Below are 22,509 nucleotides of genomic sequence, written 5' to 3'. Positions count from 1 at the left end.
TCCATTCTATTATATAAACACTTTATTTGGTTTGTATAGGTCAGCACGTGGAATGAGAATAGCAACTACTTTGTCTTGATAGAAAGCTGCCAATTGTTCTTCGTTTCTATCTAGAGCAATTTTACGACCAAATGAAATCTCTGTAACTTGTTCCTCGGTCAAATCAATACGAGGTAGGTCCATAACACCATATTCAATTGGCAAAAGAAATGAAAAATCATCTTGAGCAACTTTTTCAGCAATTTCAGACAAGGTAAGTGCATCTTCCAACTGAAGACCTGCTGACGCTTGGCGCTCTAAATAAGACATATGACTTGCAAAACCAAGCGATTTTCCTAAGTCTACTGATAAGGTTCTGATATAAGTCCCTTTACTACATGCAACTTCAAAATCAAAATAACAACACTCATCCTTGAAATTTAATGGACTTGTGCGCTTAAAGTCATAAATTGACACATGACGTTTTGGACGTTCGACCTCTTGACCGGCACGAGCATATTCATATAGACGCTTCCCATTAACCTTAACAGCTGAATACATTGGGGGAATCTGAGTAATCTCACCAATAAAACGAGAAAGTGCTAGGTCAACTTCTTCTTCACTTAATTCGCTAACTGGTGACTTCTCAACTAGTTCACCGCTGGCATCTTCAGTCGTCGTCGAAAAACCTAGGCAGATTTGCCCACGATATACTTTTCCAGCTTCTGTCATATATTCAATCACACGAGTTGCTTTTCCGACAGCAATTGGTAAGACTCCTACAACATCTGGATCTAGCGTACCACCGTGACCGATTTTCTTTTCATGTAAAATTTTACGAAGCTTAAAGACAGCATCATGGCTTGTCATCCCAGCTTCCTTTTTCAAATTAATAATTCCGTTAATCATAAATAATATTATACCTGTTTTCATCAATAAAAAACAAGTTAAAACTTTGTATTGCTTTAACTTGTTCATTCTTTCTAGATATCACGGTTAACATCTGTATCAATATCTAAGAATTCTTGAATGTCTTGGACATATTCTAAAACACCTTGGAATTCACCGTTTTCATCACGAACTGCCGCATAGGTAATATGGATGAATTTACCCACTTTTTAGGTTAGCCAGTTTTACACCAGATTTAAGAGATGTTACCTTACCAACAGTATTTAACATTGCTGGATTTGCTAATGGCGTAAAGCCTAAATCAACCAGTATATCTTTGATTTCAGGATGATCCTTGATAATCTCGGCAACTGGTTTTTTCAAATCTATAATATTGTTCATAATAATTACCTCAATATTTGATAGCTTTATTATAACACATCAGAAAAGTGACAATGATTTTGAAACTATTAACAATTAACATTATTTTAGATAGAGAGAATAACCACGACTAGCTTGCTTGAAACCATAATTTTCATAAAAACGATGAGCTATTTGTCGTTCTAAAGTATCCCCACTATTTAGCGCTAAAGCGTGAATATTTTCAGATAGTGCACGATTTTTGACAGCATCTATCAAGGCTGTCGCAACACCCTTACGGCGATAGTTTTGTAATACTGCCAGAATAAGAATACGATAGTAGGCACCTTCATTTTCAAAAAATAACATTTTAGCATAACCAATCATCCCAATGATTTCATTGTCATCAACTGCGACTAAAAGATGGTAATCAGGATGAGAAAGAACTGTTTTTAATCGTCTAACCAATTCAGCTTCCTTGACAGGATAGCCAAGTTCAGCATAAAGAGGGGATAACTTTTCAATATCTAATAGTTGAGCAGGTCTAATAATCATTTTCAGTCCTCACACATTTCAGGAAAAGAAACAACACCACATTGAAAGGTCCTATTCTTCTTTTAACGCTTCAAATTTGGCACGCATGGTTGGATTTTTTCGTGTTAATTTTTTGACGGAAACATCGTCTAATTTATTGTTAGCAAGGCGGAGCTGATTTTCACTAGTTGTCAAGAAACGCTTGACTTCTTCCATACGGCGGATTGATTTATCAATTTCATCAATGGCTTTTTTGAAGTTATTACTTGCTGAAGTATAGTTCTTAGCAAAAGCGTTTTTGAAGGTTTCAAGATCATCTTCAAAATGAGTGATATCAATATTTTGCTCACGAACCAAAGCTAATTCTTGCTTATACTTGAGTGAATTAAGCGCAGCATTTCGCAAAATACCAATCAACTGAATGAATAGTTGCGGACGGACAACGTACATTTTTTCATACTCATGACTAACGTCAACAATACCAGTATTGAAGTAATCATTGTCTGCTTCTAGCATGGTTACTAAAACAGCATACTCACAATTTTTCTCGCGACGGTCTTTGTCTAATTCTTTATAGAAATCTCTATTTTTGTGCTTCGTTTTTGTTTCATCAGCTTCATTTTTCATCTCAAACATGATAGATAGTATTTCAATACCATTTTCGTCCGTTTCACGATAAATGAAATCCCCTTTTGAACCACGACTTGATACTTCGTTATCTTTTCCAAAGGTAGCATTTGGAAAAGCGTAGGCACGAACTTTATTGAATTCTGTTTCAGCATAAACTTCTAAGCTCTCACCGATTGCTTTTGTAGATTGCTGAGCTTTGAAATTCTTATAAAACTCAACTTGTTCATTAGCCGCTTTCAACTGAGCTTCATAATCTCTTTTTACTGATGCTAAAGATAATTCAGCTTCTTTTTCTTGTAGCGCTAACTTCGATTTTGCTTCATCACGTTCTTTTTCAACACTTGCAACAGCTTCAACTAAACTTGTTTTATTTTCAAGTGTCAGACGTTCAAGTTGATTTTTGAGACCAATGACTTCTTTATCTTTTTCAGTTAAAGCTTGTGTCAACTCCAAATCTTTAACCGACGTTAAGTTATTAAGTTGTGACTTTAATTCAGTAATCTCTTGATTTTTAGCACTCAAAAGGCGTTGGTTCTCAAGCTCTAAGGCCTGTTTTAACTGCTCTAGTTTTGATGAAAGATCAGCAATTTCTTTATCTTTGATGCTTACTTGAACTTGTAAATCATTCTTCGATTTCTCTTCCAATAAAGCTTTCTCTTTTTCCAGACGGTCGTGGATTTCTTTGTCAAATTCATTGCTACGGACTTGTGCTAAAAGCTGACTATACTCTGTCTCATTGATTGTAAAAACAGTTCCGCAATGCGGGCATTTAATATTATTCATAATTTCCTCGCTCATTCAATAATACTATTATTATAACAAAGCTTGAGATTTTTTTCTGATAAAAGGATACATATTCAAACTCATTCTATAGTAAACAAATAAGGCTAGGATACTTAATCCCAACCTTATACTTTAAAATAGATTTCTTTCAACTTCTTCTCGAATGTGTTGCCATTCTTGTTGAGCACGCATTATTTTACGCTTATAATCTCTAAGCCCTTGCTCATAGCGCTGCAATAAATAAGCTTGCTTAACTAAAGGAAGATTTGGTATTTCAATACTAATGATTTTTTGTGTATTTAGATTCATAACATTCTTCCCAGTATTTGTCTCATCTAAAAGACCTTGTCCAACTTCCGAATCTAAGAATAGTTTAATGTAACCACCTGAAATATCTGCGATAGGCCTTAGAACCGTGATATTTGCTGAGGCAATGACAGGTACTTCTTGTTCTTCAAAAACAGCAATTTTTTTAACAGTCCCTTTTGAAGCAATCAAAACATCACCTTCTTGTAACAAGTAACGTTTCAAACTTTGTTCTTCAGCTTCAATCTTCCTTAGACTTTCATAATTAATGCCAGTTTCTAACATATCACTCAAATTAATAACTGAAATATTTCCAACATCATTTAGCTTAGAAACTGCCTTTCCTTTAAAATGCTCCGTCACTTCTCTTAAAGAAATTTTAGCAACATTATTTTCTCTGTAACGTTCGACTACTTCATTCATAGCTATCTCCTTTACATATTAGTATTATAATACTAAAATAGTTTTTAAACAAGCGAAAAGAGCAGCACAACTGCTGCTCCTTTACTATACCTTGTGATGCAACTGTCATCACGTCAGCAGTCGAAAAATTCTGATCATCAAATTCGCCACCATGTCTTTGAAAAGCATCAAAAAATGCTTGTTTTAATCGATTTCGTGGATATTGAGAGGCTGTTCCTTGATATTTTTTCGCTAGCCAAGCTGATATATAACCAATAAGATTTAAAAATAATAATGATAAAACTAGATTGAGTATTGAAATATCACTTTCTTGATATAAGGCATCTACCGCTTTTGCGATAATAAAAAATGAAAGAATACGCATTATAAATTGTATCCAGGACAAAAATGCTGCAATATATAGTTCATATTTATGCGGTCCTAACTCTGATTTCAACCGTTTATTTAACTGTTTTTGTTGGCTATGTTCCATTGTATGTGGATTTTCTGTCATTGTCGCCTCCTCAAAATAATTTACCGGTTAAGTATATCATTAAAATAGCATTTTTTAAATAGGGTTAATGACATCAAAAGAACATTTCTCGACAAATAAAAACGCCCCTTATATCTAAGGAGCATTTTTTATCACTTTAATATTAATCTACTGATTTCAAGGCTTCGAGCATATCAACTGTTTTTAAAATATGATTAACAAGCCAGCCTAATAAAAATAGTATTCCGATAACAACGACAATTGGAATGATATAGATGGATAATCCAACCTCTGTACCAAATTTGATATAATCTGAACCAATCATGTCCATAATCATTTGATGTAGGTATTTCCCACCAATCAACCCAACCACAATTCCGATAATTGATAGACTGATTGTTTCTCGGTAAATGTACATGGTTACTTCTTTATCGTAAAAACCTAAAACCTTAATCGTTGATAATTCACGAATTCGTTCAGCCACATTAATATTAGTTAAATTGTAAAGAATAACCACCGCAAGCAAAACAGAAATGATAATAAGAATACTCATTGCACCATTTAATGAAATGACGACCGAGTTTACATTTTTTATCATTGAAGCATTTTGACTGACTGCCGAAACTTGTTCCATAGCCAATAATTTAGTTGCCATATCTTCAATATTCTTACCTGAATGATTCTTTAGAGTGATTAGATACGCATTATCTTTAACACCATCATTAAAAATCTTTTCGTAAGCTTTTTGTGACATAAATAGATAATGACCGACGTTCATTTCAGCCACTGCCGAAACTTTAATGGAACGTTTCTGACCATCTTGATCTTTTAAGTCAAAGGTATCACCCGCTTCAGCCCCACACAAACTAGCAAGTTTTTCTGAAATGACAACACCATCATCAGTTAAGGTCAATGCTTTTCCAGTCTTTTTATCTTTAAGATGAATGAAATCACCAAAATCTTTACTTTGACTAACCATGATTGAAATGTCTTGTTTATCAATCAAACCTGGAATAGTTTCTGTTAAATGTGATAAATAAATACTTTGGTATTGGAATACTTTATCAGAATCTAGGAATTCTTTTAACTCTTTTTGATTACTACTATCATCATTTTTCACCACAATCATATCATAAGGCATCAAACGTGAGAATTGATTATCAATAATTTTACCTAAAGAAGATTGAATACCAAGACCAGCAAATAGGAGAGCTACCGAGCCAGCAACACCAAATATAGTCATCAGCATACGCTGTTTATAACGAAAGATATTACGTGCGGTTACTTTATGAGTAAATGATAAACGACGCCAAATAAAGCCCAAACGCTCCAAGAAAATTTTTGAACCTTTAACCGGAGGTTTTGGTAATAACAATTGTGAAGGTTTCTCACTAAGTTCTTTTCTGGCGATGATAAAAGCTGGTAAAACTGCACTGACCAGTGCAAATACAACTGCAATAAGGGTATATGACCAATAGAAATAAAGATTGGTACTTCCTAAAGTCGTATCACCAGTCACGATTTCTGCAATCACTCGTGATAAAACATAATGACCTCCCAAAACTCCCAAGGTGGTACCAGTCATACTTGCAACAAAACCATAGATAACAAATTTCTTGATAACATCACTATTGCTGTAACCAAGAGCTTTTAAAACACCAGAATTTGTTCGCTCTTCATCAACAAATCGTGTCATCGTTGTAAATGTGACTAAAGCAGCAACAACATATAAAACAACAGGAAAAATATTTCCGATACTGCCAATACTTGAGGTGCTAGAGGCATATGTTTGATAACCACCTCCACCTGGTAGAGTAGAACGAGTATAGGTCGTATATGTAGGCTCTTTCATTGCATCAATCTTACCTTGAGCTACTTTGATTTGTTTTTCACTCTCTGTAATTTGAGATTGTGCCTGTTCAAGAGAACTTTGTGCTGCTAGCTGCTGTTCTTTAGGCAGTTGAGCAAGCATTGCTTTTTGGGATTCTAGTTGTTTTTTGGCTTCATCGACTTTTGCTTGGCTATTATCAATTTCTGCCTGAGGTTTTGAAGTCAATTCTTTTAAGCGCTGACTTGGATTATCTGAAAGCAAGTCATCTAATGTATCCTCTTTTTGAGCAATTTTTTCTTTATAAGCTTCAGAAAATGGATTTAAATCTTTTAAGTCATCATAGCGAATTCTAGCAATAGTATAATAGTCACTATCAAAAGCTGATTCTGGAACTATAGCATAGTATTTCAATACGCCATTTCCTGCACTTGAGGTTCCAAGACTAGATTTTGAAAGCAATTCTGATGAATTAACAAAGCCAACAACCCTGAAAGCTGTCTGTTTTAAAATGCCTTGTTCATCAGATTGGGTAAATGTAATAGTATCTCCAAGATGATACTTCTTCTTCATAGTTGAAGCAAGAGCAATCTCATCAGATGTTTTAGGATAAGACCCTGAGACAAGTTCATATTTTGAAATCTTCTTACTCTTTGAAAAAACACGAATAGCATCATCAGTATTTTTAATAGTAACGTCTGTTAAATAGCCATACTCAACATGACTATTTTTAATCGAATCGAGTTCTTTTACATCATCTTCACTAAAGCCATAACTAGCTATGACTGATAAATCCATAGCATTTTGCTTTTTCAAGTAATCACTAGCTGTTCTTTGCATATCAGGGCCTGTTACTTTTAATGCTACAAAAGCAAAGGCTCCAAGCATCATCAAGAGCATGATAGACAAAAAACGACCTTTAGAACTACCAATTGATTTTCTGATATCTTTCCAATAAGTCTTTTTTGACATAATGCTCACCTCAGTATTCTAGTGTCTCAATATCTTGAGGGTGCTCATTGACTTCAATGCTGCTCACAGTAGCATCGTGCATGTGAATAACACGATCAGCAATCGGTGCAAGGGCAGAGTTGTGTGTCACGATAATAACTGTTGAACCTTTGTGACGAGACATGTCTTGCAAAATCTTCAACACTTGTTTTCCGGTTTGATAATCAAGAGCTCCTGTCGGTTCATCACAAAGTAGTAATTTTGGGTTTTTAGCCACCGCACGCGCAATTGACACACGTTGCTGTTCCCCACCTGACAGCTGTGCTGGAAAATTATTCAAACGTTTACCCAAGCCAACATCAATCAAGGTCTGTTCAGCGTCTCTTGCGTCTACTACAATTTCTGATGCCAATTCAACATTTTCTTTTGCTGTTAAATTAGGGACTAAATTATAGAATTGAAAAACAAATCCGACATCGTTACGACGATATGTTGTCAATTCTTTAGCATTATATTGAGAAATATCAACACCATCAATCAAGACTTGCCCTTCATCGTTGGTATCCATTCCACCAAGAATATTTAAAACCGTTGATTTTCCGGCACCTGATGCTCCAAGAATAATCACTAACTCTCCCTTTTCGATAGCAAAGTTAATGTCATTATTTGCTACAATTTCAGTTTCACCAGTTTTATAACGCTTGTATGAGTGCTTCATTTCAATATAAGCCATAAAATCACCTCTTTGTATTTCTTAATTAAACATGTTGTTGATTTAATTCGAGGAATAGTATATAATTTTCACAATTATTAAACAAGGACAAAAATAGACAATCTGTTCATTTTAGCTATATCCAAGAAAGGAGAGTTATTTTGGCAAAAAGACAAACCGAAACCACGAACTATCTCAAGCAGGCTTTAGCAAAACTCTTATTAGAAAAAAGCTTTGAAGAAATTACCATTTCTGATTTAACAAAAACTGCCGGAGTTAACCGTGGGACGTTTTACCTCCATTACGTTGACAAATATGATATGATGGACCAATTAAAACATGAAACTCTTAATGATTTGTTTGCTATTCTCAACACCGACTCCCTTTATACTGATACTCCAAAAGTTATCACACGTTGCCTTGATTACGTTCGTGACAATTTCAAATTAACTTATGCACTTTCAAAATCATCATACTCTAATTTTTCCAAGACCGTCAAAGATTTTATCTACAATTTTCTTTTGACCATCCCAGATTTCAAAGAAATCCTTGTCGCCTACTATGGAATTCCTTTCCAGTATGCTACTGAGGTTTATTTGTCTTCTATTGAGAGTATTATTTCACTGTGGGTGAATAATGGTGGCAAAGAAAGTACTGAAGAGTTAACTGAGATTATTCTCAAAGTTGCTTCACTGGATAAAACTCTTTAAGAGTCATAAACAAAATCCCTCACCTAGACAAACTAAGTGAGGGAATTTTTTAAATTGATTTTACCGCATTGATTGCTGCTTGATAGTCTGGCTCTGAGTTTACATTTTCCAAGTATTCAACATAAACCAAATGATTATCAGCATCTAAAACAAGTACCGCTCGCGCTAAAAGATGCCATTCTTCCATTAAAAGACCATAAGCCTTACCAAAACGATTATCGTAGTAATCAGACATCATAATGGCTTTATCAAGTCCTTCAACACCACACCAACGTGCCTGTGCAAAAGGAAGATCAGCTGAAACAGTAATCACAACAGTATCATCCATATTAGATAATTCTTGATTAAAGGTACGAGTTTGTGTAGAACAAATGCCAGTATCAATTGATGGGACGATACTAATCACTTTTTTCAAGCCAGAAAAATCAGATAAACTCTTAATAGTTAAATCAGATGTTCGTAGTGAAAAATCGGGCGCAACATCGCCAATTTGAAGTTGTTTACCAACTAAGTTTACAGGTTTTCCAAGAAAAGTTGTCATATCTATTCCTCCGTTATAAGGGGGCTCTTTTTCCACCAAATATAATACTAAATCAGATGAATAAGCCTTTTATTCATCTCTTATTTTACCGAAAAATGACTTTTAAAACGAAAAATATGCTCGGAAATCATAGGTATTTACTAGCTTCTCTGATTGAAAGTGAAGACAATTTTTCTTCATTTTTAGCTAAAAACTGTCTTACCCAATCAGGATTTACCTTTGAAAAATCACGTAAAGCCCAGCCGATGGCTTTATTGATAAAGAATTCTCTTGAACCAAGATTCGTTAAAAGAATCCATTCTAACAATTCTAGCTTCGTTTTCTTTTTTCGGCCAAGTTGATGAAGTATGGCTATACGACGAAACCAGAGATTGTCATCTTGAGCCCATATTTTCATAACATCATCTACTCTAGTATCCTCTAAACCGATTCGACCAACAATTCCTGCTAACACATCGATACTGTCCCACCACTGCTTACTTGAAATAAATGGCTTTATCTTTTTAATATCTTCAAAAGTCAGGTATTTTTGAAAGGCACGTAAATAATCAAGTACCAAGTACTGATATTCACGATGCTTATCTTCCCAACAGTGATCTAAAAACGCCCAATCTACTGTTCCCTTTTTTTTCTCAATAGCTATAAATTCTTTGTAAATTGCCCGTCGATTCGGGGTTTGAATGCCATAAAACAAAAAACGATTTTTCATGTAAGCTGACATTTCTTGAGCCTTTTTAGGATTGGCATTAGCTTCAAAAGATCGACAAATGTCATCATATTTTGACATAAACTTCCTCCAAAAACTATCGTATTATCATCTAAAAATCATTCTATCAAAAAGCAGCCTATTTGGCATACAGACTGCTTGCTTTTACCCTATGAACTTAATACGAATCACCAATTAGATTTTTTCAAATGCCAAACGCAAATCTTCAATCAAATCATCTGCGTTTTCAAGACCAACTGACACGCGGATTTGATTACGTGTAACACCACAAGCTAGAAGATCTTCTTCAGAAAGTTGTTGGTGAGTTGTTGTCGCTGGATGCACAACCAATGATTTAGCATCAGCAACATTAGCTAAATCTGAAAAGATTTCAAGGTTATCGATGAATTTATGTGCTTCTTCTTGTCCACCTTTGATATGGAAAGTAAAGATTGAACCCGCTCCTTTAGGGAAATATTTTTGAGCCAATTCATAGTATGGACTTGATGGTAAGCTAGGATAATTAACCTTCTCAACTTTTGGATGATTTTCCAAAAATTCAACGATTTTTTTAGTATTTTCGATGTGACGGTCAATGCGAAGCGATAGTGTTTCAAGACCTTGTAAGAGCAAAAAGGCACTAAATGGTGACAAAGCGGCACCAGTATCACGCAATAATTGTACACGCAATGCTGTAATAAAGGCTGCTGCACCAATATCACGTGTATAGCTAATATTGTGATAAGATGGGTCTTCCTCTACGAATTGTGGGAATTTTCCTGAAGCTTCCCAATCAAATTTACCTGAATCAACAACAACACCGGCAATGGTTGTTCCATGACCTCCGATGAATTTTGTTGCTGAGTGAACGGCAATATCTACCCCATGTGAGAAAACATTGATAAGATATGGTGTTCCGAAAGTATTATCTGACACCAAAGGAATTTTATGAGCGTGAGCAATATCAGCAATCTTTTCAATGTCAGGAATATTGATGACTGGATTACCAAGAGTTTCAATAAAAACAAGTTTTGTATTGTCTTGAATGGCTGCTTCAATTTCTTCAAGATTGGCAACATCGACAAATGTTGTTGTTACACCGTATCGTGGAAGTGTTTCTTTAAGCAAATTGAATGTTCCACCATACAGTGTTGTGGCTGCTACCACATGATCTCCAGCGTGTGCCAAGCCTAAAACTGCGTAAGTAATAGCTGCCATACCTGATGATGTAGCGAGTGCTCCTACACCACCTTCTAGGGCAGCAATACGATTTTCAAAGACTTCAACTGTTGGATTCCCAATACGTGAATAGATATTCCCTGGTTTTTTTAAACCAAATAAGTCTTCACCTTCTTGAGCATTATCAAAAACATATGATGTAGTTTGGTAAATTGGAACAGCACGAGATTTAGTGACAGGGTCAACAGTTTGACCAGCGTGTAATTGCAAAGTTTCAAAATTATATTTTCGTGTCATGGCATGTACTCCAATCATTAAAATTTCTGAATGTACATACAATTTTACACTCTTTTAAAAAACTTGACTAATACTTATTAAAAAAGACTAGATATAGTTTCAAACTATACCTCTCAGTCAAAAGCTCTGGCAAAACGCTGAGTATCTAGTTCAATCTGTTCTGATTGAGCCAGGGCTGAAATAACTGCAACGCCATCAGCTCCTGTTTGACGAATGGCCGCAACATCACCAAATGTAATCCCACCAATTGCTACGATTGGAATTTTTGGATCCAGCTTCCGCATTTCTCTCAAGCCTTTTAAGCCAATGACTTGACCAGCATCAGATTTAGAAGACGTTGGAAAGACAGGACCAACACCAATATAATCAACTTTCTCAATATCAGACAAATAGAATTCTTTGCTATTTCCGACAGATAAACCAATAATCTTATCAGGAAATAATTTTCTTACCTGACGAACCGGCATATCATCTTGACCAATATGAACACCATCAACACCAATTTGCAGAGCTAAGTCAATATCATCATTGATGAGAAATAAAACGTGATATTTTTGGCAAAGCTCTTTAACTTTTAATGCCATAGCTGTCTTTTCTTGCCCAACGAGCGCTCCTTGGCCTTTTTCACGAAATTGAAAACAGGTTACACCAGACTTAAAAGCTGCCTCAAGTGTACCTAGGAATTTTCCCTTAGGGCAATTTTGGGTGCCACAAATAAAATAAACTTGTAACTGTTCTTTATTCACAATAATCCTCTACTTTTTTCAATCTTTTAACGTCTTGATTGCTAATCTGACAAAGGGCATCTAAAAAGGCAATCTGAAAACTACCTGGTAATCCTTTACCTGATGCCTCTTCTGCCATTTCACCAGCAATATTATAAATAGACATAGCTTCTTCCAGACAAGCTAATAAATCTCCTTTTTTAGCCAATCCGATGAAAGCCGCTAAAACCGCACCAAGTAAACAACCTGTTCCCGTCACCAATGGCATTATTGAACTACCATTTTTAAGAAGTTTCACTTGCCCATTGACAGCTATAGCGTCTATCTTTCCGGTGATAACCACTGGGATATTTAGTTTTTGATTGGCTAGCAGAGCTAAGTGACCAATATTGTCTACATCAGCTGAGTCAACCCCTTTACTAGCTACCTCTTCCCCAATAAGCGCAGCAATTTCTCCAGCGTTCCCTCGCAATAGTGAAATCTTATGATGTTCAACCAAATCAAGTGATACTTTTTTACGATAAGCACCTGCACCAGCCGCAACAGGATCTAAAACGGTTGGAACTGAATATTTTTCAGCAATATCTAAGGCATCTTTATATAGTTGCCAACTATCTTCTTTCAAAGTCCCAATATTGACTAAAAGACCACTTGCATTTGGTAAAAAATCTTCCAAATCTAGTTGGTATTCACTCATTGCAGGTGAAGCTCCCAAAGCCAAAAGACCATTGGCCGAGAAATTTTTAACAACATTATTCGTCAGACAAATAGTCAAAGGCTTTTCTTGTCTTAAATCGTCTAAATATGTCATTTAATCTCCTTTATACGTCACATGATTTACCGGACCATTACCATGACCAAGTTCAGGAGCTGTTTTAATGGCTTTTGTAATAAATCGTTTGGCTGTTGCTACTGCTTCTTGGACGGTATGACCTTTAGCTAATTCCGCTGTGATAACAGCTGCATAGGTACAACCAGTACCATGCGTGTGTTTGGTTGGAATTCGTTCAGCAGAAAATGTCATCACCTGACCATCTTCTAAGAAAAGAAAATCTTTTGCTTCAGTTTCCAAATGGCCACCTTTAATGACGACGTTTTTAACACCGTATTTTTCCTGAATGGCTTTACCTGCTTTAAGAATCGCAGCCTCATCTTTCAATTCTTGTCCAAAAAGGACTTCTGCCTCTGGCAGATTTGGCGTAATAATCGTCGCTAAAGGTAGCAATTTTTCTTTCAATGCTTCAACAGCTTCTTGGCTAATCAAGCGGTCACCACTTGTTGCCACCATAACTGGGTCTAAGACATAAGGACACGAAATAGTATTCAAATACTGACTGACTCGTTCAATGGTTTCAACTTCAGCTAACATCCCTGTTTTAATCGCGTCGGGAGTAATATCAGAAAAGACGCTCTTTAGTTGCTCATCAAGGATGGTTTGATCCAGATTACAAATAGCCTGAACACCTTTGGTGTTTTGTGCCACGACACTGGTAACAACAGCCATGCCATAGACACCACGCGCTTGAAAGCTCTTTAAATCCGCCATGATTCCCGCACCACCACTTGGATCTGTTCCCGCGATGGTTAAAGCGACATTTAATTTAGACATTTCTTACCTCCTCTGGCCATTCTTCTTGATCTACTGCCATTTGAAAGAAATTACGTTCATGTTGGCAACTTTCTAAAAAGACACGAATGACTTCTTTTTTATTTTCTTCTGGTAGTTGTTTGCTATAACGTTTTAATAAGTCAAAATAAGTTGGCAAACATGATGTTGCCCCATCACCAGCATAAAACTCAAACCATGCTTTAAAAGGATTCTCATCAGCAATTTTGCCACTTGCAAGAGCTTTTTGAGCAACTTGCTGATAAATCCATGGGCAAGGAAGCATAGCCGCAAGAATATATGATGGATTATCTTGATAAAGTTGATAATACATGTGCTTAATGTAGTGATCAGAACTTGGATACCAAGCTTTATCCTCAATAATATCATGATAATCTCTACCAGCAGCTTCAGCTAAAATATGGTGAGCTCCAACTTCATGGTTAAAAATGAAATCAATCTGACTTAAAAAGAAATTTTTACTTGCTTTATCTGGAATTCGCGCAAATAATTGGGCATAAATATCTGTAAATTTCTCCAAATAAATCGCATCTGCCTTTAAATAATGACAAACAGCCTCTTTTGACAAATTTCCTGCAATCATATTCTGGATAAAATCATCTTGATAAATCTTATCAACAAAGATAAGACTACGTTTTTTCATTTCATTAATCATTTTTTCTTCCTTTACAATTTTTTAAAGTCATTTAAACATCGAATAGTGTAACATCTCTGTCCTTGATTATCTTGAGGATTATCAGTATTTGATAGGTAAATTCCTTTAATACCACATCTTGCTGCTTCCTCTAGATTTCTCACACTATCTTCCAGATAAATAATTTGCTCACTCTTTAAACCTTCTTTTTCAAGCAAATTCCTAAAGAAATCCTTGGTTTTATCCGCAAATCCTTCCTCAATACAAGAATAGATTTTAAAAAAGTATTTCAATACTCCTTTTGATTCAAGACCTATTTTAGCCAAATCATCATAATTTGAAGTGACCGCATAGATTACATAACCCTCTCTAGACAAATCTGCTAAAAACTCAGTTGACTGAGGCATCAGCAAGACTTTCTGATAAGCTTTGACTAGCTGCTCTTTAACTTTTTTGGCTTGATAGACTACATTTTGCTGCGCAAATAAACTAGCTAAATATTCTTGTGCTTCTATCATGTTTAATCGCCAAAGTTGCTTCTTAATTGACTGAGTATATGGGATGTTTGCATGTGATAATACTTGCTCGATAACCTCGTCCCATAATCCATAAGAATCAAAAACCACACCATCTAAATCTAGAAAAATAACCTTTTCAGCTTTATTTTTGAGCGACAAGGGCAACATAACCTCCTTTGTCGTATCCTTCAATCGGCTCTTCCACAAAATCATTAGTGTAGATTGGCTGAGCAGTCAGAGTTTGGAAATAACGAATGTTTGTCATACCAAGTTCATCACGAAGAATATTTTCTTTTTCAAGTGGCGAATGAAAAATGGCAGAGCGGACAAGCTCGATTGGATAAGGGAAAGTTGGTGCAATTTCTTTAAAGATTTCCTTGTCATACTCACCAACATGTGCAGCAAATTTGTACAAAATGCCATATGCACTCTCAACAGGCACATCAAGCAAGATTAAATGTCCGCCTTTTTTCAGAGCTTTATGGCAATTTTGGTAAGCTGCCGATAAATTTTTAATGTAACTTGAACAACCATTTAAATAAATGACATCATAAGCATTTGGAGTCAATTGGCTTGTTTCAGCATCGCCAATCTTAACAGTCATACCACGTTTTCTGGCAATTTCAGCCATGTCATTTGAAGGTTCAACACCACGTTGAACTTTGATACCATATTCACGATTGAGTGCTGCTTCAAACAAACCACTACCACAACCAATCGACAAAATATTATCCTTTTCAATACCATGCAATGCTCGGTGTAACAATTTCAGTTCACTAGCAAAGACATTTGCATTTGACATAAACCATTGATCATAAGCATTTGCATAACCATCAAACATTTTTGCTTTTTTCATTACCTATTTTCCCTCTTTGATTCCCTTAGCTACATATAATTTTTCCAAATGCATGAAATAACTTGAATACTTTAATCCTTTAAGCACAGCCATTGCTAAGGCACCACCAATAAGTGTTGCTAAAACAAATCTTGGTGTAAAAAAGAGTAATGATTGTGCCTGACTAGCTTTTGATAAGACTTCTTCATCACCATGTGCTGAAAATGTCCAGAACCAGACCATAACAGGTGCTGAGACCAGTGAACCAATAATACCTGTTCCAAGAAACTCACCAAACCAAGACATAATTGGTTTCTTCGTTAAACGGTAAAAATAAGTTGCTAAAAATGCCCCCGGAACAGAACCGATAATTGCTAAAGGAGCCACACTAGCCACACCAGCTTGAGTTAAAATTCTCATAATAGCAACAATAAAAGCCATAGCCACAGCATAAAGTGGCGTCATAAATGTTCCAGCAATGATATTCATTACGCTTGACATGAAAGCCATACCTTCAATCCTAAAAAGCGGTGTTAACAAAAAATCTAAGGCAATCATAATAGCTAAAATAGTTAAACGATGTACACGATTACTCGCCATAAAAAATCCTTTCCTGACACCGGCAGAACACTAAAAGCTCACAGAAAATAAAAAACGCCATCTGAAAAACATCAAATGGAGTCTTATCTATTTAAAAACTGCGAAATAGTTCTCTTGCTTATACAAAAGAACTATCTAAAATCGATTTTAAGCACAACAAAAAACAGCTTTTTGTTGCTCACACATTTCCCTTCGTCAGTTCTAACTGCATCAGGTTCAATGGGTATAATCTCAGCTTTTACGCACCCCAAATATCTTATTTAATTACAGAATAACTATACCACACCACTTCTAAATATGCAACAATATTCAGAAAACTTTTATTTTTAATCAAAAAAGCACAGAAAATCTGTGCTTTTTCATTTCTTCTCAATCGGTGCAACGCTGGCAAGTAATTTTTTAAGGCCAACTTCTGGGAAATTGATTTTAAGTTCTTGGGTTTTACCTGTTCCAGTGACAGCAAGAACTGTTCCATCACCCCATTTTTTGTGGTGAGCAATATCTCCGATTTGCCAGTCAACAGCTTCTTTTGAAGCGCTAGCTGATTGCCCAAATGGAACAGCTTTTCCAGCTTTTGAATATGGCTGTGCAGCACGAGATGCCGGCTGAACTTTTGCTTTGCGTGCCTGAAGGGCTTGTTGAAGACTCATGCCCTTACCAAAACTCATCGAGTCACTACTACTGTTGCTATAACGAACGCCAAATGATGAATTCGCTGGTCGAGCCAAACCTTGGTATTGCAATAGTTCATCATCAATTTCACGAATAAAGCGTGATGGACGATTATAGCTTGTCTTACCAAACAACGTACGCGTATTGGCATTAGTTACAAAAAGCAACTGCTCAGCACGTGTGATACCAACGTAAGCCAAACGACGTTCTTCTTCTAACTCATCTTGGTCTTCAGCGGCACGAGAAAGTGGAAAGACACCTTCTTCCATACCAATCAAGAAGACAATTGGAAATTCCAAACCTTTGGCAGCATGTAAGGTCATCAAAGTCACTTCTGCTGTTTCTGCATCACCGTCATCAGTGTCAGCAATCAAAGCCAAGTCATTCAAGAAACGACTTAGTTTGTCAATACCAGATTCATCTTCAGGAGCATCATCTTGATTATCATCAAAATTCTTAGTTACAGTCAAGAATTCTTCGATATTTTCGATACGAGCTTGGCTTTCGAGCGTATTTTGCACACGAAGAGCATCTAGGTAGCCTGTTTTATCAAGGACAGCTTCAACTAATTCAGTAACTGTGTATTTATCCAAATCCGCACGAAGATTCATAAGAAGATTTGCCAAATCCCAAACAGCTTGCGCAGCTTTTCCTTTAACACCAGAGAGCATGATATTAGCTGAAGCGTCAAGCAAGCTCATATTTTGAAGGTTAGCAAAGCTACGAATTTTTTCAAGCGTTCCAGGACCAACACCACGTTTTGGTTCATTAACAATACGTTCATAACTGATATTATCAGCTGTATTGGCAATAACGTTCAAGTATGAAATCACATCACGAATTTCCTTACGGCTATAGAATTTTGTTCCACCAACCATAGTATATGGAATATTTGATTTGAGCAGCGCTTCTTCAATAGTACGTGATTGCGCATTGGTACGGTAAAGAACCGCAAAATCTTTAAAGTTTTTCCCTTGTTCACGGACAATATTGTCAATCGTTGAAGCAACGAAGACTGCTTCTTCACGTTCATCACGCGCACGGTAGTAAACAATTTGTTCCCCATCAGCATTTTGAGTCCAAAGTTTTTTCGGACGACGATTGCGGTTGTTATTGATAACAGCGTTTGCTGCTTGCAAGATTTTCTTAGTGGAACGATAGTTTTCTTCCAACATAACAACCTTAGCTTCCGGGTAATCTTTTTCAAAATCAAGGATATTTTGCATATCCGCACCACGCCAACCATAAATAGATTGGTCGGCATCACCAACGACACAGATATTTTTAAAGCGGGAAGCCAAAAGTTTGACCAATTGGTATTGCGCGTGGTTAGTATCTTGATACTCATCCACATGAATGTATTGGTAGCGTTGTTGATAATAAGCTAACACATCAGGATTTTGGTCAAACAAACGAAGGGTTAACATGATAAGGTCATCAAAGTCCATAGCTTCGCTTTGACGAAGTTCAGCTTGGTAAGCTTTGTAACATTTTGCCACGATTTGCGTGTACATATCACCTGCTTGATTTTCGTAAGCCACTTCATCAAGCAAATCGTTTTTAGCATTTGAAATAGTTCCAAGAATCGCACGTTCGTTCCATTTTTTAGGATCAAGGTTAAGATTCTTCAAAATACGTTTCATGAGCGTACGTTGCTCACCTGGATCCACGATAGTGAAATTGCGATTGTAACCAATATGGTCAGCATCACGACGTAAAATACGCACACACATGCTGTGGAAAGTCGCAATCAAGGTATCTGCAGTCGCTGGATTCAAAGCCATAGCACGTTCACGCATTTCACGGGCAGCTTTATTGGTAAAGGTAATTGCAAGGATATTCCAAGGATTTACAAATTTTTCATCAATTAAGTAAGCAATGCGGTGTGTCAACACGCGAGTCTTCCCAGAGCCCGCACCTGCCATAATCAAAAGCGGACCTTCTGTCGTTTTAACAGCTTCAGCCTGCTTATCATTCATACCATTTAATAAAGGATTCATCGTATAAAAGACCACGGAGGTTCTGCCATCAGCTCCTATCAGCCATGAAAACCATCCGAGATTTATTCCTCTCTATATTAATTATTTCATTAAAATCAATGCTTTTCTATTGTACCATTTTTTAAAGAAATAATGTTGGCTGGTTTTACTTTGTTTGACAAATCTTCAAGAAATAAGAATGCACAATATCGTTATCATCAACTTCTGGATGAAAAGATAAACCAACTTGATTTTGGTAACGGGCAGCGACGATTTTTCCATCGTGTTGTGATAAAATCTCAACGCCGTCTCTAACCTCACTGATGTAAGGAGCTCGGATAAATGTTGCAGGGACTTGACCTAATTTAGCAAAGTCAAGATTGGCATGAAAACTTCCTAATTGCCTTCCGTAGGCATTACGCTTAACGGTTACTGGCAATGTTCCTAAGTAATTGTCTGTTTGGTTTTCCACCTTCTCAGAAAGAAGAATCAAACCAGCACAAGTGCCTAAGACCGGCAATCCTTGCTTGATTTTTTCTTGCAAAGGTTTTAAAAGTCCCAAGTCACGTAATAGTTTTCCCTGAACGGTTGATTCTCCTCCAGGTAAAACAAGACCATCTAAAGGTTCCTCTAAATCCTTTAACTGTCTAATTTCAAAAGTCTTAGCTCCTAGCGAAGCTAATTTTGCTTTGTGCTCTGCAAAGTCGCCTTGTAAAGCAAGTACTCCAATTAAAACCATACAACCTCCTAAATGCCACGTTCAGCCATAAGCAATTGGATTTCATCTTCATTAATCCCGACCATTGCTTCACCAAGATTTTCTGATAATTTTGCAAGTAGTTTCTTATCTTGATAATTAGTCACTGCTTGAACAATCGCACGAGCACGTTTTTCTGGATCTCCTGATTTGAAAATTCCTGATCCGACAAAGACACCTTCTGCTCCAAGGTGCATCATAAGTGCTGCATCAGCAGGCGTAGCCACACCACCTGCAGCAAATAGAACAACTGGCAATTTACCAGTTTCATGAACTTCTTTAACCAAATCATATGGTACTTGAAGTTCCTTTGCTGCATGATACAATTCATCCTCACGAAGAGAAGTTAAACGAGCAATTTCTTGATTCATTTGGCGTAAATGTCGCACAGCTTGGATAACATCGCCTGTACCAGGCTCACCTTTAGAACGGATCATACTAGCTCCTTCTGCGATACGACGTAGAGCTTCTCCAAGATTCTTAGCACCACAGACAAAAGGAACATCAAAGCTTGTCTTATCAATATGATAAAGATCATCTGCCGGTGATAGCACTTCACTTTCATCGATGTAGTCAATTTCAATGGCTTCAAGAATTTGGGCTTCTACAAAATGACCGATGCGAACTTTTGCCATAACTGGAATAGAAACAGCCTCTTGAATTTCTTGAATCATCTTAGGATCACTCATGCGTGAAACACCACCTGCTGCACGAATATCTGCTGGAATTCTTTCAAGTGCCATGACAGCACACGCACCTGCTGCCTCAGCGATTCTCGCTTGTTCTGGTGTAGTGACATCCATGATAACACCACCTTTAAGCATTTGGGCCAATTGTTTGTTGAGTTGATAACGTTGATTTGTCATTAGAAATACCTCATTTACTTTTTTGTTGCTTTTCATTATAATAAAAACTGACATGGTATCAAGCGTCAAATAAAAACTTTTTTATAGGGTCAGTTTGGAGGTTTTATGCTTACATATTCATTGGACAATCACGCATCTATTCCCCTTTATGAACAGCTCTATCGAGCTATTAAAAACGATATTACAACTGGCATTCTTGAAGCAGGTGAAAAGCTTCCTTCAAAACGTAATTTAGCCAAACACCTTGGGGTGTCTATTGTTACGGTAGAAACAAGCTATCAGCAATTAAAAGCTGAAGGCTATATTTACAGCCAAGCTAAAAAAGGATTCTTTGTATCAAAAATCAATCCTCATCATCCACCTGTTGAAAAAACAATAAGGTTACTTTCAAACCCAGAAAGCATGCCAGATGAGGTCAAACCAAGTTTACGACTAAGCAACAACCAAACCAATTCTGAGACTTTTCCTTTTGCAACATGGTCAAAAATTGTTCGACAAGTCCTCAACAATTGTCAAAATGAACTTGTTCACCCCTCACCAAGTAAGGGAGTTCTCATGTTAAGACAAGCCATTGCCAAACACTTAAATGACTATCGAGGAATGGCTGTTAATCCTCGACAAATTATCATTGGAGCTGGGACAGAGTATCTGTATACTATTCTCATTCAGTTGATAGGATTGGATAAAACAGTCGCGCTGGAAGAACCAAGCTACTCAAAAATTCAAAAAATTTACCAACAATTCAAGGTCAAACAAACCTTTATCGATATGGAAGAAGACGGCATTAGTATGTCTCAACTAAAAGAAAAAAATGCTGACATTGTCCATCTATCGCCTTCTCATCAATTTCCAACAGGTGCTATTCTTTCCATTAGCAAGCGTTATGAACTTCTCAGCTGGGCAAATCAAGGAGATCGCTATATCATTGAAGATGACTACGACAGTGAGTTCCGCTTTCATGGCTTACCAATTCCAAGCCTTCAAGAAATCGATAGTCTTGGAAAAGTCATCTATATCAATACTTTTAGTAAAAGCTTAGCTTCTACCCTTCGTATTAGTTATATGATTTTACCACCACAATTACTAGAGCGCTTTGAAAAACAGCTCAGCTTTTACAACAATACTGTCTCTAATTTACAGCAATATACGCTGGCTTATTTTATGCAAGACGGCTATTTTGAAAAACATTTAAATCGAATGCGCCTGTATTATCAGAAAAAACGTGATTATCTGATTCAAAATTTATTAGCAAGTCCTTTAAAAAATCACATCAGCATCCATGAAGAAGAGTCTGGTTTGCATTTTATTATGACCATAAAAAGTCGTTTATCTGAAGAAGAAATTTGCCAGCAGGCTCTCAAAAATGACTTGCAAATAACACCAATTTCTCACTACTATCATGGCGAAAATAAGCAGTTTGACAAGTGTTTTATCGTAAACTACGCCAATATCTCAAATCAAGACTTAGAAAAGATTATTAATATTTTATCCCAAATTATTCTCTAATTTTTTCACATTTTATATTTTTCCCAAACAATTTAAAAAATACTATTGACAAAGTTCGGTTTTTGCTTTAACATAGTATTCAAATCAAATAGCAAACCGAATGATGTCATTCAGGAGAAGAAAGCTTGCCTTTCGCCGAAGGAGTTACGCTCTCAGGTGTCATAGACAGGGACTGGGTGATGGACGGACTTCTGGAGAGACCTAGTAATAATTTATTACACTAGCACTCTTGTGAATCAGTATGTTTTTAAGGACTAAGTATTGTAATACTGACACAAAAGAACTAGATAGGCGCCGAAGGGGCAAGGCTGAACGCTAAGTTTAGCTCAAACTCTCAGGCAAAAGGACAGAAGATAAGAATCGATTAACAGGTAAGGTTGAGTTATCTTTGTCAGTCTTCTTATCACTTTTCAGGAGTTATCGTAATGATAACTCCTTTTTCTATTCTAAATGGCATCGTGGGAGCTATATTTAGTAGGAGTTTTTTCGTA

The 22,509-nt window shown here is 36.4% G+C and carries 23 protein-coding genes, 1 pseudogene and 2 riboswitches; of the genes and pseudogenes, 2 read left to right on the top strand and 22 right to left on the bottom strand.

All coding sequences use genetic code 11. The features are described from left to right. Nucleotides 1–9: 9 nt before the first annotated feature. The 9 genes and pseudogenes from truB to JG537_RS04115 form a co-directional block, all read right to left on the bottom strand. Nucleotides 10–888 (bottom strand): tRNA pseudouridine(55) synthase TruB, encoded by an 879-nt coding sequence (gene truB / locus JG537_RS04155; RefSeq protein ID WP_132869694.1) that lies wholly within the window; start codon nucleotides 886–888, stop codon nucleotides 10–12. A gap of 74 nt (nucleotides 889–962) precedes the next feature. Next, a pseudogene (locus JG537_RS04150) lies at nucleotides 963–1,091 on the bottom strand (DUF438 domain-containing protein); the annotation flags it as partial. Beyond that, entirely contained in the window at nucleotides 1,087–1,269 is a 183-nt protein-coding gene (locus JG537_RS04145) for a DUF1858 domain-containing protein (RefSeq protein ID WP_199543872.1), read from the bottom strand. The gene JG537_RS04145 and the pseudogene JG537_RS04150, both read right to left, overlap by 5 nt. Before the next feature lie 81 nt (nucleotides 1,270–1,350). Then, on the bottom strand, nucleotides 1,351–1,782 hold the full coding sequence (locus JG537_RS04140; RefSeq protein WP_074657245.1) for a GNAT family N-acetyltransferase: 432 nt from the start codon (nucleotides 1,780–1,782) through the stop codon (nucleotides 1,351–1,353). A 51-nt stretch (nucleotides 1,783–1,833) separates the two neighbouring features. After that, entirely contained in the window at nucleotides 1,834–3,174 is a 1,341-nt protein-coding gene (locus JG537_RS04135) for a DUF2130 domain-containing protein (protein WP_199543870.1), read from the bottom strand. Between the two features lie 132 nt (nucleotides 3,175–3,306). Beyond that, the gene (locus JG537_RS04130) at nucleotides 3,307–3,903 is read right to left on the bottom strand and encodes a restriction endonuclease subunit S (RefSeq protein ID WP_199543867.1); all 597 of its coding nucleotides are present in this window, start codon (nucleotides 3,901–3,903) and stop codon (nucleotides 3,307–3,309) included. Beyond that, nucleotides 3,896–4,396 carry an ABC transporter ATP-binding protein gene (locus JG537_RS04125; protein WP_199543864.1) on the bottom strand — a complete coding sequence of 167 codons (501 nt, stop codon included), beginning with the start codon at nucleotides 4,394–4,396 and terminating at the stop codon, nucleotides 3,896–3,898. The genes JG537_RS04130 and JG537_RS04125 overlap by 8 nt, the downstream gene beginning before the upstream one ends. Nucleotides 4,397–4,538: 142 nt before the next feature. Further along, nucleotides 4,539–7,175 carry an FtsX-like permease family protein gene (locus JG537_RS04120; RefSeq protein ID WP_199543861.1) on the bottom strand — a complete coding sequence of 879 codons (2,637 nt, stop codon included), beginning with the start codon at nucleotides 7,173–7,175 and terminating at the stop codon, nucleotides 4,539–4,541. A 10-nt stretch (nucleotides 7,176–7,185) separates the two neighbouring features. Then, nucleotides 7,186–7,887 carry an ABC transporter ATP-binding protein gene (locus JG537_RS04115; protein ID WP_199543858.1) on the bottom strand — a complete coding sequence of 234 codons (702 nt, stop codon included), beginning with the start codon at nucleotides 7,885–7,887 and terminating at the stop codon, nucleotides 7,186–7,188. 140 nt (nucleotides 7,888–8,027) lie between these two features. On the opposite strand from JG537_RS04115, the gene JG537_RS04110 reads away from it, so the two are divergent. Next, nucleotides 8,028–8,576, top strand: coding sequence for a TetR/AcrR family transcriptional regulator (locus tag JG537_RS04110; RefSeq protein WP_199543855.1), 549 nt, complete (start codon nucleotides 8,028–8,030; stop codon nucleotides 8,574–8,576). Between the two features lie 49 nt (nucleotides 8,577–8,625). Here the strand turns inward: JG537_RS04110 and tpx are convergent, their stop codons facing one another. The 13 genes from tpx to pdxS all read right to left on the bottom strand — a co-directional run bounded on the left by tpx (nucleotide 8,626) and on the right by pdxS (nucleotide 20,512). Next, entirely contained in the window at nucleotides 8,626–9,117 is a 492-nt protein-coding gene (gene tpx, locus JG537_RS04105) for a thiol peroxidase (RefSeq protein ID WP_132869709.1), read from the bottom strand. Nucleotides 9,118–9,244: 127 nt separating this feature from the next. Further along, nucleotides 9,245–9,904: a DNA alkylation repair protein gene (locus tag JG537_RS04100; RefSeq protein WP_199543852.1), complete on the bottom strand. Its 660-nt coding sequence runs from the start codon at nucleotides 9,902–9,904 to the stop codon at nucleotides 9,245–9,247. 114 nt (nucleotides 9,905–10,018) lie between these two features. Beyond that, nucleotides 10,019–11,299, bottom strand: coding sequence for an O-acetylhomoserine aminocarboxypropyltransferase/cysteine synthase family protein (locus JG537_RS04095; RefSeq protein WP_132869938.1), 1,281 nt, complete (start codon nucleotides 11,297–11,299; stop codon nucleotides 10,019–10,021). A 113-nt stretch (nucleotides 11,300–11,412) separates the two neighbouring features. Then, entirely contained in the window at nucleotides 11,413–12,045 is a 633-nt protein-coding gene (thiE, locus tag JG537_RS04090; RefSeq protein ID WP_199543849.1) for a thiamine phosphate synthase, read from the bottom strand. Continuing rightward, on the bottom strand, nucleotides 12,038–12,835 hold the full coding sequence (thiM, locus tag JG537_RS04085) for a hydroxyethylthiazole kinase (protein WP_199543847.1): 798 nt from the start codon (nucleotides 12,833–12,835) through the stop codon (nucleotides 12,038–12,040). Before thiM ends, thiE begins: the two co-directional genes overlap by 8 nt. Beyond that, nucleotides 12,836–13,633: a bifunctional hydroxymethylpyrimidine kinase/phosphomethylpyrimidine kinase gene (gene thiD, locus JG537_RS04080; protein WP_199543838.1), complete on the bottom strand. Its 798-nt coding sequence runs from the start codon at nucleotides 13,631–13,633 to the stop codon at nucleotides 12,836–12,838. Beyond that, nucleotides 13,626–14,306: a thiaminase II gene (gene tenA / locus JG537_RS04075; protein WP_199543833.1), complete on the bottom strand. Its 681-nt coding sequence runs from the start codon at nucleotides 14,304–14,306 to the stop codon at nucleotides 13,626–13,628. Before tenA ends, thiD begins: the two co-directional genes overlap by 8 nt. 11 nt (nucleotides 14,307–14,317) lie before the next feature. After that, entirely contained in the window at nucleotides 14,318–14,971 is a 654-nt protein-coding gene (locus tag JG537_RS04070) for an HAD family hydrolase (protein WP_199543826.1), read from the bottom strand. Beyond that, a complete protein-coding gene (locus tag JG537_RS04065) occupies nucleotides 14,946–15,659 on the bottom strand; it encodes a class I SAM-dependent DNA methyltransferase (protein ID WP_199543825.1) in 714 nt (237 codons plus the stop codon). Before JG537_RS04065 ends, JG537_RS04070 begins: the two co-directional genes overlap by 26 nt. Before the next feature lie 3 nt (nucleotides 15,660–15,662). Beyond that, on the bottom strand, nucleotides 15,663–16,238 hold the full coding sequence (thiW, locus tag JG537_RS04060) for an energy coupling factor transporter S component ThiW (protein ID WP_132868909.1): 576 nt from the start codon (nucleotides 16,236–16,238) through the stop codon (nucleotides 15,663–15,665). Nucleotides 16,239–16,408: 170 nt separating this feature from the next. Continuing rightward, nucleotides 16,409–16,498, bottom strand: a riboswitch (TPP riboswitch). A gap of 99 nt (nucleotides 16,499–16,597) precedes the next feature. Beyond that, entirely contained in the window at nucleotides 16,598–18,910 is a 2,313-nt protein-coding gene (gene pcrA / locus JG537_RS04055; RefSeq protein WP_199543824.1) for a DNA helicase PcrA, read from the bottom strand. 145 nt (nucleotides 18,911–19,055) lie between these two features. Next, the gene (gene pdxT / locus JG537_RS04050) at nucleotides 19,056–19,628 is read right to left on the bottom strand and encodes a pyridoxal 5'-phosphate synthase glutaminase subunit PdxT (protein WP_132869844.1); all 573 of its coding nucleotides are present in this window, start codon (nucleotides 19,626–19,628) and stop codon (nucleotides 19,056–19,058) included. 8 nt (nucleotides 19,629–19,636) lie between these two features. Next, nucleotides 19,637–20,512, bottom strand: a complete 876-nt coding sequence (gene pdxS / locus JG537_RS04045; RefSeq protein ID WP_132869843.1) for a pyridoxal 5'-phosphate synthase lyase subunit PdxS — start codon at nucleotides 20,510–20,512, stop codon at nucleotides 19,637–19,639. A 105-nt stretch (nucleotides 20,513–20,617) separates the two neighbouring features. Between pdxS and pdxR the strand changes: the two genes are divergently transcribed. Continuing rightward, a complete protein-coding gene (gene pdxR / locus JG537_RS04040; protein WP_199543823.1) occupies nucleotides 20,618–22,018 on the top strand; it encodes a MocR-like pyridoxine biosynthesis transcription factor PdxR in 1,401 nt (466 codons plus the stop codon). Between the two features lie 181 nt (nucleotides 22,019–22,199). Next, nucleotides 22,200–22,378, top strand: a riboswitch (glycine riboswitch). Nucleotides 22,379–22,509 lie beyond the last annotated feature (131 nt).

Source organism: Streptococcus vicugnae (assembly GCF_016461705.1).
GTDB classification, from domain to species: Bacteria; Bacillota; Bacilli; order Lactobacillales; family Streptococcaceae; genus Streptococcus; species Streptococcus vicugnae.
This window is presented reverse-complemented; position numbering and strand designations above follow the sequence as displayed.

Coding starts and splice junctions, on each gene's coding strand:
- pcrA (WP_199543824.1), bottom strand. CDS start 18,910: ATGAATCCTTTATTAAATGGTATGAATGATAAGCAGGCTGAAGCTGTT.
- JG537_RS04135 (WP_199543870.1), bottom strand. CDS start 3,174: ATGAATAATATTAAATGCCCGCATTGCGGAACTGTTTTTACAATCAAT.
- JG537_RS04140 (WP_074657245.1), bottom strand. CDS start 1,782: ATGATTATTAGACCTGCTCAACTATTAGATATTGAAAAGTTATCCCCT.
- JG537_RS04115 (WP_199543858.1), bottom strand. CDS start 7,887: ATGGCTTATATTGAAATGAAGCACTCATACAAGCGTTATAAAACTGGT.
- truB (WP_132869694.1), bottom strand. CDS start 888: ATGATTAACGGAATTATTAATTTGAAAAAGGAAGCTGGGATGACAAGC.
- pdxT (WP_132869844.1), bottom strand. CDS start 19,628: ATGGTTTTAATTGGAGTACTTGCTTTACAAGGCGACTTTGCAGAGCAC.
- JG537_RS04100 (WP_199543852.1), bottom strand. CDS start 9,904: ATGTCAAAATATGATGACATTTGTCGATCTTTTGAAGCTAATGCCAAT.
- pdxS (WP_132869843.1), bottom strand. CDS start 20,512: ATGACAAATCAACGTTATCAACTCAACAAACAATTGGCCCAAATGCTT.
- thiW (WP_132868909.1), bottom strand. CDS start 16,238: ATGGCGAGTAATCGTGTACATCGTTTAACTATTTTAGCTATTATGATT.
- JG537_RS04145 (WP_199543872.1), bottom strand. CDS start 1,269: ATGAACAATATTATAGATTTGAAAAAACCAGTTGCCGAGATTATCAAG.
- pdxR (WP_199543823.1), top strand. CDS start 20,618: ATGCTTACATATTCATTGGACAATCACGCATCTATTCCCCTTTATGAA.
- JG537_RS04070 (WP_199543826.1), bottom strand. CDS start 14,971: ATGTTGCCCTTGTCGCTCAAAAATAAAGCTGAAAAGGTTATTTTTCTA.
- thiD (WP_199543838.1), bottom strand. CDS start 13,633: ATGTCTAAATTAAATGTCGCTTTAACCATCGCGGGAACAGATCCAAGT.
- JG537_RS04125 (WP_199543864.1), bottom strand. CDS start 4,396: ATGACAGAAAATCCACATACAATGGAACATAGCCAACAAAAACAGTTA.
- JG537_RS04130 (WP_199543867.1), bottom strand. CDS start 3,903: ATGAATGAAGTAGTCGAACGTTACAGAGAAAATAATGTTGCTAAAATT.
- JG537_RS04120 (WP_199543861.1), bottom strand. CDS start 7,175: ATGTCAAAAAAGACTTATTGGAAAGATATCAGAAAATCAATTGGTAGT.
- JG537_RS04095 (WP_132869938.1), bottom strand. CDS start 11,299: ATGACACGAAAATATAATTTTGAAACTTTGCAATTACACGCTGGTCAA.
- tenA (WP_199543833.1), bottom strand. CDS start 14,306: ATGATTAATGAAATGAAAAAACGTAGTCTTATCTTTGTTGATAAGATT.
- JG537_RS04065 (WP_199543825.1), bottom strand. CDS start 15,659: ATGAAAAAAGCAAAAATGTTTGATGGTTATGCAAATGCTTATGATCAA.
- tpx (WP_132869709.1), bottom strand. CDS start 9,117: ATGACAACTTTTCTTGGAAAACCTGTAAACTTAGTTGGTAAACAACTT.
- thiM (WP_199543847.1), bottom strand. CDS start 12,835: ATGACATATTTAGACGATTTAAGACAAGAAAAGCCTTTGACTATTTGT.